Below are 14,458 nucleotides of genomic sequence, written 5' to 3' on the forward strand. Positions count from 1 at the left end.
CCGTGACCACCGATGACATCAGCGGGATGGGACCGCTGGTCGCCCGACTGTCCCGGGGCGGCCAGCGGCTGCGGCATGCCGACCGGACACATCCGTGGGTGCTGGACACCGCGGTCGTCGTCCTGGTCTTCCTGATGTTCTGCCTGCCCGACCTGATCCACGGCGGTGTGCACGACGGCGACAGCCCGCCCCGGTTCCGGGTCGCCTTCACCCGGCTGCCCGTAGCGGGCATGCTGGCCCTGCAGGCCGGACTGGTCCTGCCCCTCCTGTGGCGGCGGCGCAAGCCCGAGGTGGCGTTCGGCGTCATCGCCGCGGTGTTCGTCCTGCAGTGGTCCCTGGGCGCCGCGATGCGTGCGGACATCGCCCTCTTCGTCGCGCTGTACAGCCTGGCCCTGCACGGGCGGCTGCGGCAGTTGCCGTGGGCCTGTGCGGTCATGGCGGCCGCCATGGTGCTGGTCGCGGTCCGCGCGTCCTCGGTCGTGTCCGTCTGGGACGCGCTGTTCTTCCTGCTGAGCACGGCGACCGCGGCGCTCGCGCTCGGCATGATGGTCCGGATCCGCCGGGCCCAGCTCGCCGGACTGCGGGATCGGGCCGCCCGGCTGGAGATCGAGCGCGACCAGCGCAACAGGCTGGCCACGGCCACCGAACGCACCCGGGTCGCCCGCGAGATGCACGACATCGTCGGCCACAACCTGTCCGTCATCATCACCCTCGCCGACGCCGGCGCCTACGCCACGGACATCGCACCCGAACGCGGCAAGGAGGCCCTGCGGCTCATCGGCGACACCGGCCGACAGGCCCTCGGCGAGCTGCGACGCGTGCTCGGCGTGCTGCACGAGACCGCGGACGGTCCCCCGGACAGACCCGAACTCAGCCCGCAGCCCGGCATTGCGGACATCGAAGCATTGTGCGCCACCGTGCGCGCCGCAGGACTGGAGGTCGTCTACCGGACATCCGGCGACGTGGACGCCCTGGACGGCGGGATGCAGCTGACGGTGTACCGCATCGTCCAGGAAGCCCTCACCAACACCCTGAAGCACGCCGCCGACGACGCCCGGGTGCACCTGGCGGTCGTCGTGACGGGCGCCCGGCTGAGCATCCGGGTCCTGGACACCGGCCCGGCCACACCGCCCGGACCGCCGAACGAGGAAGGACATGGCCTGGTGGGCATGCGGGAGAGAGCGGCCTTGTACGGCGGCACCGTCAGCGCGGGACCGACGGGCGGCGGAGGATGGTGCGTCGAGGCCGTTCTCGACCTCCCGCCTGGAAGCGGTGGTGACCGATGACCACCGTCCTCATCGTGGACGACCAGCCGCTGCAACGTTACGGCTTCCACCTGCTCCTGGACTCCGTCCCCGAGACCGACGTCGTCGGCGAGGCCGCCCACGGCGCCGAGTCCGTGCGCAAGGCTGCCGAACTGCGTCCCGACGTCGTCCTGATGGACGTCCGGATGCCCGGCATGGACGGCATCGAGGCCACCCGCCGCATCGTCGCCTCCGGCGGCCGCTCCCGCGTCCTCGTGCTCACCACCTTCGACCTCGACGAGTACGTCCACGCAGCCATCCGCGCCGGCGCCAGCGGCTTCCTCCTCAAGGACGCGCGCCCCGAGGAGCTTCTCGCCGGAATCCGCGCCGTCGCCTCCGGCGACGCCGTGATCGCGCCGGCCCTCACCCGCCGCCTCCTGGACGAGTTCGCCCAGTACGTCCCCGCCCACCGGGGCGACTCCGCCGAGGACCCGAGGCTCGGCTCCCTCACCGACCGCGAACGGGAGATCCTCGTCGCCGTCGGCAAGGGCTGGACCAACGGTGAGATCGCCGCCCGGTTCGTCCTGTCCGAGTCCACCGTCAAGACCCACGTCGGCAGGGTCCTGGCCAAGATCGGCGCTCGTGACCGCATCCAGGCCGTGATCTTCGCCTACGACCACGGGCTCGCCCGGCCCGGCGTGGACTGAACCTGATGAGCGACGTCCGGGAAGACCGGCGGCCTGCTCGCCGCTGCCGCGCCGCGGCGCCCGTCAGAGTTCCAGGCGGTAGCCGTGCCCCCGCAGGGTGGTGATGCGAGGCAGGTCAGCGGAACGGACCGAGGCGTCGGCGGCCTGCGCGAGGCGGCGGCGCAGGCCGGCCATGGTGACATCGAGGGTCTTGGTGGAGCCGAACCAGTTCTCGTCCCAGACCTCGGCCATCAGGGTCTCCCGGGAGACGGCTTCCCCCGCGTGCCGGGCCAGGACGGCGAGCAGGTCGAACTCCTTGGGACGTAGGTCGACGTCCGCGTCGTGCAGCGTGCAGCGTCGGGCCATGACGTCGAGGACGAGGTCGGCCAGTCGGACGGGTCCCTGCGGCGGCGTGGCGACGACCCGGCGGCGCAGATGGGCGCGGAGCCGAGCGAGCAGCACGGTCAGGCTGAACGGCTTGACGAGGTAGTCGTCGGCCCCCGCGTCCAGCCCGGCGATGACGTCGATGTCGTCCGTGCGGGCTGTCAGGATGACGATCAGCAGGTCCGGATGCCGGGCGCGCACGGCGCGGGCGACGTCCAGACCGTCCATGTCGGGCAGTCCCAGGTCGAGCAGCAGCACGTCGTACGGGGTCCGCGCGGCTTCGGTCAGCGCTGCGGAACCCGTCCGGCTCCAGGTCGGTGCGTAGCCGTTGCCGCGCAGGCCGGTCTCCAGGTGGCGGCCGATGGTCTCGTCGTCCTCGACGACGAGGACGCGGTGACGGCTGGGGTCGGCGGTCGCGTGCGTACGCATGCTGGACAGCGTAGGAGCGGGCGACGCGCGCGGCCTGCCCGCTCCCGTCCGCTCAGAGGTCACGCAGCTCCTCCACGGCGGGCCGGCCGGCGCTGCGGATGCCGTTCAGCGCGGCCGCCAGTACGGCGGCGACGGCCGCGCCCGCGGTCAGGGCCAGGTAGCTCCCCGGCACCGACAGACTGGCCGGCGGCGGATCGAAGACACCCGTCAGGACCTTCACGAGCATCTCGGACAGGGCCCAGCCGATGAGGGCGCCGCCCGCCAGGCCGCCGGCGGCCAGCAGCAGGGCCTCGGTGAGGACCATGCCGCGCAGTTGGCCGCTCTTCGCGCCGAGGACGGTGGCCACGGCGAAGGTACGGCGGCGCTCGGCGAGGCCCAGGGCGAGGACGAGCCCTCCCGCCCCGGCGGCCAGCAGCACCGCGAAGGTCAGCTCGATCCGGGTGAGTCCGGCCAGGTCGACCGAGGTCAGACTGGTGCCGACCGTGCCGCGGGTCTGCGTGAGGTCGGTGACCGTGGCGCCGGTGCCCAGTTGCCGGCGCAGATGTGCGGCGATCTGCTGCTGGTGGCTGCCGCCCGTGTCGAGCAGGAAGGCGCCGACCGCGTCGCTGCCGGTCGCCTTCGCCACATAGGCGGCGTTGGCGACGAAGAAGCTGTCCTTCGGCGCGGTCGGGAACTCCTTGACGATCCCCGCGTAGTGAAAGGGCACGGTGCGCAGGGCCTTCGTACGGGCGTCCTGGATCCGGAGGTTGACGGTGTCGCCCGGGGAGAGCTGGAAGTCGTGCACGGTCTCCACGCTGACCAGCAGGTTGTCGGGGCGCTGGGCGAGCCGGCGCATCAGCTGACCTGCCGTGCCGCCCGAGAAGTAGGCGTCCTGGAGAGAGGTCGCGTTGGTGACGGTGGCGGGCTGGACGCCGTAGAGGTCCTGGAGGTCGGAGCCGACGTAGGCGTAGCGGTGCTGGAGGGGCTCGACGTGCCGGACGCCGGAGACGTTCAGCGTGTCGGCCGCGCTCGGCCGGACCTGCGCGCCGGGCGGTTCGGTGACGGTGACGTCCGCGCCGTTGGTGAGGCGGGCGTCGACCTCGGACTGCTGCCGGTAGGTGGAGTTGAAGACGGCCGTGGAGATCGCGAACGACACGGCGAGGGCGAGCAGTACCACAGAGCGGGCCAGCGGCCGTCGGCGGCGGGACAGCACGGCTGCCGTGGTCGTGGCGAGGGTCGCGGTCAGCGGTCGGGCGAGGCGGGCCAGGGCCGGCCGGCCGTGGGCGAGGACCAGCAGGGTCAGTCGCCACAGCAGGAGGGCCGCGCCCAGCCACAGCAGGGCTGGCCCGAGGAACGCCCAGTAGGAGACGGACACGCTGGGCACGCCCTCCGGGGCGAGGACGAGGGCGTACTGGTTGCCGGAGGAGGCGCGGAAGACCAGCCAGGAGCCGATCAGCAGCGCGAAGTCCAGGCCGTACCGCAGCCACCAGGGCGAACGCGACCCGCGCGGCTCTCTCCTGGTGTCGGCGACGGTCACCGTGCGCAGATCCCGCAGGGCGGGCACGAGCACGGCGGCGGCGGCAACGGCCACGCCGAGGACGAAAGCGACGGCGTACCAGAGGGCCCAGGTGCCCGCGCCCGCCCCGAAGGAGGCAGCGCCGAAGGCGAGGCGGCCGGTCAGAGCGGCGAGCCCGAGCCCCGCGAGGCCGCCGCCGGCGCCTACCAGTGCGGCCTCCAGGCCCGCGAGCGCGGTGATCTGGCGGGGACGTAGCCCGCGCAGCCGCAGCAGGCCCTGTTCCCGGCGGCGCCGTTCGCCGCCGGCCGAGGCGACCGCCACCGTCAGGGCGGCGGCCAGGACGGCGCCGGGGACGCCGAGGAAGAGGAAGAGGATCTGGGCGTAGAGGGCGTCCTGGCGGGCGGAGTCGAGGGCCGCGCCGAGGTTGTTGCCGACGAGCGCGGAGCCGGCCGACGTGGCCTCCAGGTGGTGTGCGGCGCCGGTGACCGAGGTGAAGGCGGCGGCCGGGTCGGCCGGCAGTTTCGCGTCGCGGGCCACGTGGATCTGGGTGGTGACGTCGGTGGCTCCCCGGGTGAGGGAGGCGAACCGGGCGGCGGGCAGGAGGACGACGTTGTCCGGGGGAGCGGTCGGCTGGGACTGCGTGGGCGCGCCGACCTTCTGGAACAGCGAGTCGGCCTGGGGCAGGTCGACCACGCCGTCCACCCGCACCTGCCGCAGCCCGGTGCCGGGCAGCCGCACGCCGATGGTGTCGCCGGGGGCGGCGTGCAGGTTGGAGGCGGTCTGCTGGGCGAGCAGAACGCCGTTGCCGGAGCCGGAGAGCGTGCGCAGTTCGTCGGGGAAGTGACTGCGGTAGTCGGCGGGCAGGCCGAGCGCGACGCCGGGGCCGGTCGTCTGGGTGCTGCCTCCCACGGTGGCGGTGAAGCCGGTGGTGCGGGCGAAGCCGACGGGCAGTGCGGCCCGGGTGCCGTCGGCGGCCTGCACCAGCGACCGCACGGCGTTCGGGTCGGCGCCCGGCTGTACCTCGACCTGCCAGTCCACGGCGACCGAGCGAACCGCGCGCTCGGTCATGGTCGCCTTGGACGCGGTGAGGAAGGAGCCGAGCGCGGCGACCAGGGCGACGGCGAGGGCGATCCCGGCGACGGCGGCCAGGAGCCGTCCGATGCGGTGGCGGGCCAGTCCGCCCGCCCAGGCGGTGATCATGACAGGCTCCCTCGTGGATCCGGCGCTTCCGCTGCTTCGGGTGCGAGCAGCCGGCCGTCGCGCATGCCCCGCCGAAGGGTGAGCCGGGCGGCGACGGCGGGGTCGTGGGTGGTGACGACGAGGGCCGCGCCCGTCCGGTCGGCCGCCGCGAGCAGGGCGTCCAGGACGCGGGCGCCGGTGGCGTGGTCGAGGCGGCCGGTGGGCTCGTCCGCGAGGATCAGCCGCGGCGCCTGCGCCAGCACGCGGGCCACGGCCACCCGCTGGGCCTGGCCGCCGGAGATCTCGTCGGGCAGCCGGTCGGCCAGCCCGGCCGCCCCGACCACGTCGAGCGCCTCGCCGACCCGACGGCGGGTGTCCTCCTGCGGACGTCCCGCGAGGACGAGCGGCAGCGCGGTGTTCTCCGTGACGTCGAGGGCGGGAATGAGGCTGTCGGCCTGGAAGACCAGGCCGATGTCCCGCGGCCCGTGGAGTCCGGGCCGGGTGATCGTGCCGCTGGTGGGGCGTTCGAGCCCGGCCAGCAGATGGAGCAGGGACGACTTCCCCGACCCGGACGGTCCCACGATCGCCAGCCGGTCGCCGGAGCGGACGTCCAGATCGGCGCCGTGCACCGCCACCACGGCGGTGGGGCCCCGGCCGAAGGTGAGCGCGACGCCCCGGCAGGAGACGAGCAGGTCAGCGGAGGACATGGCTGCTCTCCTTTGCCTGAGCGGTTCCCTCGCGTCCCTCGTGGGCCCGCCCGTCGTCCAGTGTGATCACTCGGTCGGCGCCCCGCACCGCTTCCGCGCTGTGCGTCACGATCAGCACCGCGCAACCGTCCGCCGCCCGGTCCCGAAGCATCCGCAGCACCAACTCCTCGGTCATGCCGTCGAGTTCGCCGGTCGGCTCGTCGGCCAGCAGGACGGCCGGGGAGTTGGCCAGCGCGACGGCTAGCCCGGCCCGGGCCAGCTCACCGCCGGACAGCTGCCGCGGCAGCGCGCCCGCCCGCCGCCCGAGCCCCACCTGCTCCAGCAGCGCCCCGGCCCGCACCGTGGGACGGCCGCGCACCGCATGCTGGGCGAGGCGGATGTTGTCGCGCACGGTCAGATGCGGCAGCAGGTTGCGGGACTGCAGAAGCACCCCCACATGACGCGCGCGCAGCCGGGCGCGTTCGGTCTCGGGCCGGTGGCTGATGCGCACGCCCGCCACCCGGACCTCGCCGCCCGACGGCTCGTCGAGACCGGCCAGGCACGCCAGCAGGGTCGACTTGCCCGCCCCCGACGGGCCGACGACGGCGACCGTCTCCCCGCGCCGCACCCGCAGTGACACCCCGCGCAACGCGAGCGTCTCCTCCTCACCGGCCCGGTAGAAGCGATAGAGCTCCCGGGCGGCCAACACCACCTCGTCGTGGGACAGTTCGGCGGGCATCGCACTCACCGCCACGCGAACGAGTCGCTGACGATCCGCCACGGATCGACGTTGTCGGCGTTGACCGGGCCGGACAGCGTCAGGTCCACCTCGTGGCCCTGCCGGTAGAAGGCGTACCGCTCGAACGCGTCCCGCACCACCTTGCCGGTGACCGGGTCCTTGGCCGAGTCGCCCTGGTAGGTGAGAAGGACGACCGGGCCCGCTTTACGGGTCACCTGCGACACCTTCGGCGATGCGAACTTCGACACCTTCCCGCGCAATTGCGGTACGACCGTGTTCTTGACGGAGGTGACGGTCGGGGCGATGGAGGCGTTGGCCGTGGCGATGGTGACGCTGTTCAGCTTGTCCGTGAAGACGGTCGTACCGCCCTTGTCGGTGCGGGCCCAGCCCTCCGGTACCTTCACCGTGAACCCGGTGAAGCCGCCGGTGGGACGGTAGGCCACGAACACCTGGTTGTCGGGGATGTCCCCGGGCGGGTTCGACTCGGTGGGGGCCGGATTCGCCCGCACCGGGGCCGTCGAACCCGAGCCGGAATGCGCCCCGGACGACGATCCGGAGCACCCCGCGATCACCGCCGCGACCACCGTCACTGCCACGAGGCCGGCGGAAGTACGCTTGTACGACATGCCACTGCCCTCCCGAGGAACTGCCGGGAACTGCTCCCCGGTCATGTCACCGACGCTAGAGAGCCGTCGGTTAACGCCCCGCCCACCGACGGTTAGACGACGGCAAAAGCGCGTGGCGTACCGCCCAGGGACCGGTCGGGGGCCCGCAGGATGGGGGCATGAGACAGCGCGTGGTGCGAGTCGCCCTCACCGCCGCCCTGGTCGCCGTCGTCCTCCTCGCCGTCCCGCTGGCCCTGGCGATCAGGTCGTCCCTGTACGCCGACCAGCGCGACACGCTGGAACGGGCGGCTCTGTCGGGTGCCGTGCGCGTCAGCCCGGACTACGTGACCGGCGACCCCGTGGAACTGTCCGCGCCCCCGGCCGGCGGACGCCTCGGCCTGTACGATCCCGCACTGCGCCTGCGGGCTGGCACCGGCCCCCGCACCGGCGACGCGGCCGTGCGACGGGCGCTGGCCGCGGAGGTGGTGCGCGGCCGGTCGAGCGGTGACCTGGTCGTGGTGGTGCCCGTTTCGCACGCCGAGCGGGTGATCGGCGTCGTACGGGCCTCCTCACCAGGGGCTGCTGTACGCAGCCGTGTCCTGATCGCCTGGGCGGTCCTCGCCGGGGTCTGCGCCCTCGCGCTGACGGTGGCGGTCCTCGTCGCCCGCAGGCAGGCGCGGGTGCTGGCCGCGCCGCTGGAGGACCTCTCCGGGCACTGCCGGGCCGTCACCGCCGGCGACCTGAGCGCCCGGGCCGCGCCCAGCAGCGTCGCCGAGATCGACCAGGTCGCGCGGACCCACAACGAGATGCTGCACAGCCTGACCGAACTGTTGCGCCACGAGCGCGACTTCACCGCCAACGCCTCTCACCAGCTACGCACCCCGCTCACCGGGCTGCAGCTCATCCTGGAGGCGGGGATCGCCCAGGACGACGACGCCCGGCTGCGGCCCGCCCTGGAGGCGGCTCTGGCCACCACGCGCCGCCTGCACCGCACGGTGGAGGAGGTGCTGCGCCTGTCCCGCTTCCACGGCCTGCCGCGTCGGCCCGCCCCGGACACGCCCGTGTCACAGCTGCTGCGCGAGGCCGAGCAGCGCTGGCACGGACTGTTCGCCCGCGACGGCAGACGCCTGGAGGCAGGGGCCCTTGAGACGGGGGGCGACGTTCGAGTCCTCGGTGCCCCCGTCACCGAGATCCTCGGCGTCCTGCTGGAGAACGCGCGCGTCCACGGGCGCGGCACCGTGCGCCTGACGGCCCGCGACCTCGGGGAAGCCGTCGCCTTCGATGTGACCGACGAGGGCGCGGTGGACGGCGAGGCGTCCCGGCTGTTCGACCGCGGCCGCACCGGCGCGGGGGGAGGGCTCCGGCATCGGCCTGTCCCTCGCCCACGATCTGGCCGTGTCCCTGGGCGGCAGACTCTCCCTGAGCGGCCGCCATCCAACCGCCTTCACCCTGCTCATCCCCGTACGCCGCGAGGAGCCCGGCTCCGAGGGCGCCGGCTGAGGAGGGTTCAGGTGCCTGCTGCGGTGGGAGCCGGGCGCCGCCGGGTGACGATGCGGTTCGCGGCGGTCTTCTGCAGCAGCCCGTAGGCGAGGACCGGCAGCAGCAGGTGCGGTTTGTCGGGCAGGGACGCGGTGATCAGTACCGCGCTCGCGCTGCTGTTGTTCATGCCGCAGGCGAGCGTCAGCGACGAGGCGGTAGCCGCCTCCAGCCGCAGGAGGCGGGCGGCGACCCGGCCGAGGACGAAGGAGAGCAGGCAGACCAGGGCGGCCACGGCCAGAGCGGCGGTGAACAGCAGCGGGCGCGGCCGGGTGAGGACGGATCCGAGGGCGCCGCTGGCGTTGACGTAGGTCAGGACCAGCGATCCGGCCATGGCCGACGGCGTCACCGTCGTGACCAGGCGGCCCAGCCATCGCGTGGGCAGGACGAGTGCGCCCAGCAGGCCCGCAGCGCAGGGAAGGACCACGGCGGTGAGGGCGAATCCGCCCTGGGCCAGCCGGCCGGTGTCGGCGAGGGTGTGCGCGTAGCCGCCGCTGAGCAGCGGCGACAGCGTCGCCAGCAGCACGGGCGTGCTCAGCGGGCTGAGGAGGGTGGAGGCCAGGACGAGGCCCACCATCGTCGGCTGATCTCCCTCGCCCTTGTCGGTCCACACGGTCGCCCCGGCGGCGACCGGCATCGCCACGACGAGGATCATCGCGGTGAGCAGTCCGCTGCCGCCGTCGGTGTCCGGGGTGCGCCGCAGGAGGAAGGCGACGAACGGCACGACCGCCAGGGGGATCGCCAGGTGCAGCACGAGGCCGGCGAGCAGGGCCTTCGGATGCCGCAGCAGGGCACCCAGCGCGCGGACGGGGACCTGGAGCCCGGCCGAGAACAGCACCAGGGACAGCAGGAGCGGTGCGGTGTGCAGCGTCAGGTGCGACGGGGGCGGCAGGGGGTGGGGGCGGCGCAGCCACAGGCCGGGTCCGGGCAGGAACAGGGCGAGGGCATAGGACAGGACGACGGCGCGGCCGAGCCGGTGCCGCAGCCAGGACGCGGCGCGGGTGTGCATGCACCCCATCGTGATCAGGCGGACCCGGCGGGGCCGGGATCGCCGCGCGCAGTCAGGATGCGTTCAGGTAACCGCTGGCAGCGTCCTGCCCATGACCTACGAACTCTCCGAGACTCCCTAGGCCGAACCCGGCGCGAGTGCCTCCGCTCGCTCCTGCCGCCCTCCGCGTTGAATCAACGAGAAGGCCGGCCTGGGCCCGACCGGAGTGTTCGTGTTCATGAGCGCGCCGCTCGCGGTCGCCTCGTCGTCCAGTTCCGCACCACGGCGTACCGAGCGGGCGTGCACCGGCGGCGATCTGGTCTCCGAGCGCATGGACCTCGGCTACTGACTCGCGGCGGTCCTGTTCGCGCTGGCCATCGCCGCCTTGGCGATCGCGCACTTCGCACTGGGCCTGGACGCGGTGTGGACCTCTGGATCGCCTACATCCTCACCCGCCCGCTCGGCGTCTCGATGGGCGACTTCCTGTCCGACAGCTCGGGCCTGGCTACGCCGACGGGGCAGCGCTGGTGACCGGCGTCCTGGTGGTGCTGGTGGCCCTGATGCGCGTGCCCGTCGCGCGCCCGCTTCCCCACCTGACTGCTGCAGCGTGTCGAGAGAAGATGCGTCTGCCGGAGTCTCCAGTGAAGAGGAGAGTGCTCCCAGGAGGTGGTCCGACATCCAAGAAGCCATGTCCGGCCTGCCGGGCACGTGACAGCCTCGAGAGAAGTCCATGAAGCCTGCCCGCACCACGTCCGCCACGCCCGAGCCGTCGAACCCACCTGCCCGGGAGCTCTCAGCGTGGCGGTTCGTGGCGGTGTTCGGGGGCGTCAGTCTGCTGATGGACTTCGTCTACGAGGGCGCTCGTTCCGTCACCGGCCCGCTGCTCGCTCACCTGGGCGCCTCCGCGGCCGTGGTCGGCGTGGTCACGGGGGCGGGTGAGGCCGCCGCGCTAGGTGTATTGCCCTGAGAGGTTGGGGACGCGGCTGGCGGGTGGTTGGCCTTTCAGCGCGGTGTGTCCGCGGTGGTGATTGTAGGTGTGCAGCCAGCCGGGGAAGGCGCCGCGTCGTTCCTGTTCGCTTCGGTAGGGGCGGGCGTAGGCCCATTCATCGAGCAGGGTGCGGTTGAAGCGTTCGACCTTGCCGTTGGTCTGCGGCCGGTAGGGCCGGGTGCGCTTGTGGGCGATCCCTGTTGCCGCCATCAGGTCCCGCCAGTCGCGTGAGCGGTAGCAGGAGCCGTTGTCGGTCAGCACCCGCTCCACGGTGATCCCGGCCTGGGCGAAGAAAGTGTGAGCCCGCTGCCAGAAGCCGGTGGCGGTCTCCTTCTTCTCGTCCGAGTGGATCTCGCTGTAGGCCAGGCGGGAGTGGTCGTCGACGGCGGTGGGCAGGTAGCTGTAGCCGGCATTCTTGCGGTTCTTGCGTCCCGCCTGCCGGCCCAAGGCCCTGTGTCCGCCGCCGTCGGGGATGTTGCCGAGCTTCTTGATGTCGACATGGACCAGTTCGCCGGGGCGGTCGCGTTCGTAGCGGCGTATGACGCGGCCCGTTGCCCGGTCCAGGTGCGTGAGCCGGGCCAGGCGGTAGCGGGTCAGCACCCGGTGCACGGTGGAGGGCACGAGCCGCAGCAGGTGTGCGATGCGGGCCGGTCCCCAGCGGCGCAGGATGCGGACCTTGATGATCCGCCGTTCGGTGCGGGTCGGGATGCGGCGAGGGCTGGTGTGCGGCCGGGAGGACAGATCGCTCATCCCGGCCTCGCCCTGGGTGCGGTAGCGGTCGGCCCAGCGCTGGGCCGTGGTCGGTGAGACCTGGAAGCGTTCGGCGGCCCGGCGAAGAGTCCAGCCGTCCTCGACGACACAGCGAGCCAGGCGCAGGCGGCCGGTCTCGGTCAGGGGTGCATTACGGTGGGGCACGAGGGCCTTTCTGTTGGTGTAGACGTCGCAATCCACACCGAACTCGAAAGGCCCTCACCTGTTCAAGATCCCCCAGCCGAGACCTGCCTCACCCGTCCACAACCTCCCGGGACAGAACAGCTAGGGCTGCGTCTGGCCTCGGGACCGCTGGCCGACCGCAGCCGCCGCTTCTGGGCATGGACGATCGCCGGATACGTGCTGACCGCGGCCACAGTCCCGGTTCTCGGCCTGACCGGCGTGCTGTGGGTGGCCTGCACCCTGGTGATCGCGGAACGCGTCGGCAAGGCCGTGCGCTCCCCGGCCAAGGACACGCTGCTCTCGCACGCCACCGCCGCCACCGGTCGGGGCCGCGGCTTCGCGGTGCACGAGGCGATGGACCAGGTCGGCGCGCTCATCGGCCCGCTCACGGTGGCCGGGGTCCTCGCCTTGACCGGCGGCGACTACGCCCCGGCGCTCGGGGTGCTCGCGCTGCCCGGCGTGGCCGCCGTCGCACTGCTGCTCTGGCTGCGTGCCAGGGTCCCGATCCGGTGGGCTACGAGACCACCGTCGGCACGGCGGCGCCCGAGCAGTCGCCTCCCGCCGGATCCCGCGAGAGGAGGCTGCCGCGGGCCTTCTGGGCCTACGCGGTATTCACCGCAGCGACCCTGACCGGTTTCGCCACCTTCGGTGTGCTCTCTTATCACCTGGTCGTCCGCCACTTGATGCCGACCGCGATGGTGCCGGTGCTGTACGCGGCGGCCATGGCTGCTGACGCGGTGGCGGCGCTGGCCACGGGCTGGCTGTACGACCGGCTCGGAGCCCAGGTCCTGGTCGTCCTGCCGCTGCTGTCCGCCGCTGTTCCGGCCCTCGCCTTCACCGACACGGTGGGGGCCGCCGTGGCGGGTGCACTGGTGTGGGGCGCCGCCGTCGGGGTCCAGGAGTCCACGCTGCGTGCCACCGTCGCCGACCTCGTACCCGTGGGCCGCCGGGCCACCGCGTACGGCGTCTTCGCCGGGATCATGGGAGCGGCTGCGCTGGCAGGTGGCGCCCTGGTCGGGGTGCTGTACGACATCTCCGTTCCCCTTCTGATCGTGGTCGTCGCCGGCATCCAGGTCGCCGCGCTGGTTCTGCTGTGGTTCACCCGGGCCGTGCGGTCCACGCCCGCTCACTGAGTGGTGAACGTGCGAGCAGGCATCGGGCGTTTTGGTCACCACGCCGCTGCGCGGCCGGGCATGAGGCGATGGACTCCTTCGAAAGCCGGGGCGGCACGGCACGGGGGCGGGCTTGAGGAATCTGTGTCAGCTCGTGAGCATCCCGCGGCCGAGCCAGTCCTTGGTGTCGCGGACTCCGGGCAGGGCGAAGAAGTAGCCGCCGCCGGTGGGTGAGATGTAGTCGACGAGGGGTTCGTCGATCAGCCGGGTCTGGGTGGCCTCGAACTGGCGCTTGACGTCCTGCTGGTAGCAGCAGAAGACCAGGCCCATGTCGAGGTTGCCGACATCGTCGATTCCGCGGTCGTAGTTGTAGCCGCGGCGCAGGATGCGGGAATCGTCCGTGGCGACGGTGCGTGGGTTGGCGAGACGGATGTGGGCGTCGAGGGGGATCGCGTTGCCGTGCGGATCCTTGGCGTAGTTGGGGACATCGGTCTCCTTGACGCCGTCGAGCGGGGCGCCGGTGTCCTTGCGGCGGCCGAACATCTTCTCCTGCTCGGTGAGGGAGACCCGGTCCCAGAACTCGACGAGCATGCGGATGATCCGTATGACCTGGTAGCTGCCGCCACTGGCCCATGCGGGCTCGCCGGCGCCGCCCCCGGCCCATATGAGGCGGTTGCTTTCTCGGGACGAGGCGACGTCTGGGTTGGCGATGCCGTCCTTGAAGCCGAGCAGGTTGCGCTGGGCGCCAATGGGGCGGGGCGTGTTCTGGAAGCCGTCGATGCGCCACTTGATCTGCATGGCCCCACGGGTGTGCCGGGCGATGTCGCGCAACGCGTGCAGGACGGTGTCCTGACGGTTGGCGCAGATCTGCAGGGACAGGTCGCCGTGGCACTCGGCGGGCTTGAGGTTGTCGTTGGGGAAGGTCCGCATGGGAGTCAGGCGGCGGGGCTTGGCCGTGGCGAGACCGTAGCGGTCGTCGAAGAGGGACGCGCCGACGCCGACGGTGATGGTGAGACCGTCGGCGGGGACGGTCGGGCCGAGGATGCCGTTGTCGGAGGGCGGGGCGCCGACGCCGAGATCGGCGGGGATGCCGCCGGCGGTCAGGAAGCGGGCCCGGCTGGTGAGCGTCTTCAGCAACTCCACCAACTGCGCGCGGTCTTCGGCGATGACGGTGAAGGAGACGAAGGTGGCAGCGGCCGGCGCCGGGGTGATGATGCCGGCCTGGTGGAGGCCGTGGAAGGGCACTTCGGCGGCGTTCTGCGTCTGCGCGGCCGCCTGTGCGGTGCCGCCGCCGCTTTCGGCGAGCGCGAGCCCGCCGCCGGCCAGAACCGCGCCGGCTGCTCCGGCGCCGAGGGCCGTCTTCACGAAGGAGCGGCGGTCGGCGCCGGCCGGGCAGCCACCCTGCGGGGCGGGGGTTTCGGCGGACGGCATGGGGGCGTTCCCTTCGGTGCGTG

At 72.8% G+C, this 14,458-nt stretch carries 14 protein-coding genes and 1 pseudogene; 7 read left to right on the forward strand and 8 right to left on the reverse strand.

The window, feature by feature from the left end; translation table 11 throughout:
* Positions 1 to 2 precede the first annotated feature (2 nt).
* The gene (locus QFZ64_RS28010; RefSeq protein WP_307070303.1) at positions 3 to 1,286 is read left to right on the forward strand and encodes a sensor histidine kinase; all 1,284 of its coding nucleotides are present in this window, start codon (positions 3 to 5) and stop codon (positions 1,284 to 1,286) included.
* Positions 1,283 to 1,951 (forward strand): response regulator transcription factor, encoded by a 669-nt coding sequence (locus QFZ64_RS28015; RefSeq protein ID WP_307070304.1) that lies wholly within the window; start codon positions 1,283 to 1,285, stop codon positions 1,949 to 1,951. Before QFZ64_RS28010 ends, QFZ64_RS28015 begins: the two co-directional genes overlap by 4 nt.
* 63 nt (positions 1,952 to 2,014) lie before the next feature.
* Here QFZ64_RS28015 and QFZ64_RS28020 read toward each other — a convergent pair whose 3' ends face one another.
* The 5 genes from QFZ64_RS28020 to QFZ64_RS28040 are packed head-to-tail and all read right to left on the reverse strand — an operon-like array spanning position 2,015 to position 7,468.
* Entirely contained in the window at positions 2,015 to 2,743 is a 729-nt protein-coding gene (locus tag QFZ64_RS28020) for a response regulator transcription factor (protein WP_307070305.1), read from the reverse strand.
* Positions 2,744 to 2,795: 52 nt separating this feature from the next.
* A complete protein-coding gene (locus QFZ64_RS28025; protein WP_307070306.1) occupies positions 2,796 to 5,438 on the reverse strand; it encodes an FtsX-like permease family protein in 2,643 nt (880 codons plus the stop codon).
* Positions 5,435 to 6,124: an ABC transporter ATP-binding protein gene (locus QFZ64_RS28030; RefSeq protein WP_307070307.1), complete on the reverse strand. Its 690-nt coding sequence runs from the start codon at positions 6,122 to 6,124 to the stop codon at positions 5,435 to 5,437. Before QFZ64_RS28030 ends, QFZ64_RS28025 begins: the two co-directional genes overlap by 4 nt.
* Entirely contained in the window at positions 6,111 to 6,842 is a 732-nt protein-coding gene (locus tag QFZ64_RS28035) for an ABC transporter ATP-binding protein (protein WP_307070308.1), read from the reverse strand. The genes QFZ64_RS28030 and QFZ64_RS28035 overlap by 14 nt, the downstream gene beginning before the upstream one ends.
* 5 nt (positions 6,843 to 6,847) lie before the next feature.
* On the reverse strand, positions 6,848 to 7,468 hold the full coding sequence (locus tag QFZ64_RS28040; protein ID WP_307070309.1) for a hypothetical protein: 621 nt from the start codon (positions 7,466 to 7,468) through the stop codon (positions 6,848 to 6,850).
* A gap of 158 nt (positions 7,469 to 7,626) precedes the next feature.
* Here QFZ64_RS28040 and QFZ64_RS28045 point away from each other — a divergent pair, with 158 nt between their 5' ends.
* Entirely contained in the window at positions 7,627 to 9,033 is a 1,407-nt protein-coding gene (locus tag QFZ64_RS28045) for a HAMP domain-containing sensor histidine kinase (RefSeq protein WP_307070310.1), read from the forward strand.
* On the opposite strand, the gene QFZ64_RS28050 is transcribed toward QFZ64_RS28045, so the two are convergent.
* Positions 8,955 to 9,992 (reverse strand): sodium-dependent transporter, encoded by a 1,038-nt coding sequence (locus tag QFZ64_RS28050; RefSeq protein ID WP_307070311.1) that lies wholly within the window; start codon positions 9,990 to 9,992, stop codon positions 8,955 to 8,957. The two genes, QFZ64_RS28045 and QFZ64_RS28050, sit on opposite strands and share 79 nt — an antisense overlap.
* 289 nt (positions 9,993 to 10,281) lie before the next feature.
* Between QFZ64_RS28050 and QFZ64_RS28055 the strand changes: the two are divergent.
* Together QFZ64_RS28055 and QFZ64_RS28060 are read left to right on the forward strand one after the other, a co-directional pair.
* A pseudogene (locus QFZ64_RS28055) lies at positions 10,282 to 10,705 on the forward strand (hypothetical protein); the annotation flags it as partial.
* On the forward strand, positions 10,702 to 10,938 hold the full coding sequence (locus QFZ64_RS28060; RefSeq protein ID WP_307070312.1) for a hypothetical protein: 237 nt from the start codon (positions 10,702 to 10,704) through the stop codon (positions 10,936 to 10,938). The pseudogene QFZ64_RS28055 and the gene QFZ64_RS28060, both read left to right, overlap by 4 nt.
* Here the strand turns inward: QFZ64_RS28060 and QFZ64_RS28065 are convergent.
* Entirely contained in the window at positions 10,921 to 11,874 is a 954-nt protein-coding gene (locus QFZ64_RS28065; protein WP_307070313.1) for an IS481 family transposase, read from the reverse strand. The genes QFZ64_RS28060 and QFZ64_RS28065 overlap by 18 nt on opposite strands.
* On the opposite strand from QFZ64_RS28065, the gene QFZ64_RS28070 reads away from it, so the two are divergent.
* Entirely contained in the window at positions 11,866 to 12,522 is a 657-nt protein-coding gene (locus tag QFZ64_RS28070; protein ID WP_307070314.1) for an MFS transporter, read from the forward strand. The genes QFZ64_RS28065 and QFZ64_RS28070 overlap by 9 nt on opposite strands.
* A 20-nt stretch (positions 12,523 to 12,542) precedes the next feature.
* Positions 12,543 to 13,025 carry an MFS transporter gene (locus tag QFZ64_RS28075; protein ID WP_307070315.1) on the forward strand — a complete coding sequence of 161 codons (483 nt, stop codon included), beginning with the start codon at positions 12,543 to 12,545 and terminating at the stop codon, positions 13,023 to 13,025.
* 126 nt (positions 13,026 to 13,151) lie between these two features.
* Here the strand turns inward: QFZ64_RS28075 and efeB are convergent, their stop codons facing one another.
* Entirely contained in the window at positions 13,152 to 14,435 is a 1,284-nt protein-coding gene (gene efeB / locus QFZ64_RS28080; RefSeq protein ID WP_307071897.1) for an iron uptake transporter deferrochelatase/peroxidase subunit, read from the reverse strand.
* Positions 14,436 to 14,458: the final 23 nt, after the last annotated feature.

Source organism: Streptomyces sp. B3I8, assembly GCF_030816915.1.
Lineage (GTDB): Bacteria > Actinomycetota > Actinomycetes > Streptomycetales > Streptomycetaceae > Streptomyces.

What these genes read in the sequence shown, in the direction of transcription:
- QFZ64_RS28015 (WP_307070304.1), top strand. Translation starts at nt 1,283, where the DNA reads ATGACCACCGTCCTCATCGTGGACGACCAGCCGCTGCAACGTTACGGC.
- QFZ64_RS28020 (WP_307070305.1), bottom strand. Translation starts at nt 2,743, where the DNA reads ATGCGTACGCACGCGACCGCCGACCCCAGCCGTCACCGCGTCCTCGTC.
- QFZ64_RS28025 (WP_307070306.1), bottom strand. Translation starts at nt 5,438, where the DNA reads ATGATCACCGCCTGGGCGGGCGGACTGGCCCGCCACCGCATCGGACGG.
- QFZ64_RS28030 (WP_307070307.1), bottom strand. Translation starts at nt 6,124, where the DNA reads ATGTCCTCCGCTGACCTGCTCGTCTCCTGCCGGGGCGTCGCGCTCACC.
- QFZ64_RS28035 (WP_307070308.1), bottom strand. Translation starts at nt 6,842, where the DNA reads ATGCCCGCCGAACTGTCCCACGACGAGGTGGTGTTGGCCGCCCGGGAG.
- QFZ64_RS28040 (WP_307070309.1), bottom strand. Translation starts at nt 7,468, where the DNA reads ATGTCGTACAAGCGTACTTCCGCCGGCCTCGTGGCAGTGACGGTGGTC.
- QFZ64_RS28045 (WP_307070310.1), top strand. Translation starts at nt 7,627, where the DNA reads ATGAGACAGCGCGTGGTGCGAGTCGCCCTCACCGCCGCCCTGGTCGCC.
- QFZ64_RS28050 (WP_307070311.1), bottom strand. Translation starts at nt 9,992, where the DNA reads ATGCACACCCGCGCCGCGTCCTGGCTGCGGCACCGGCTCGGCCGCGCC.
- QFZ64_RS28060 (WP_307070312.1), top strand. Translation starts at nt 10,702, where the DNA reads ATGAAGCCTGCCCGCACCACGTCCGCCACGCCCGAGCCGTCGAACCCA.
- efeB (WP_307071897.1), bottom strand. Translation starts at nt 14,435, where the DNA reads ATGCCGTCCGCCGAAACCCCCGCCCCGCAGGGTGGCTGCCCGGCCGGC.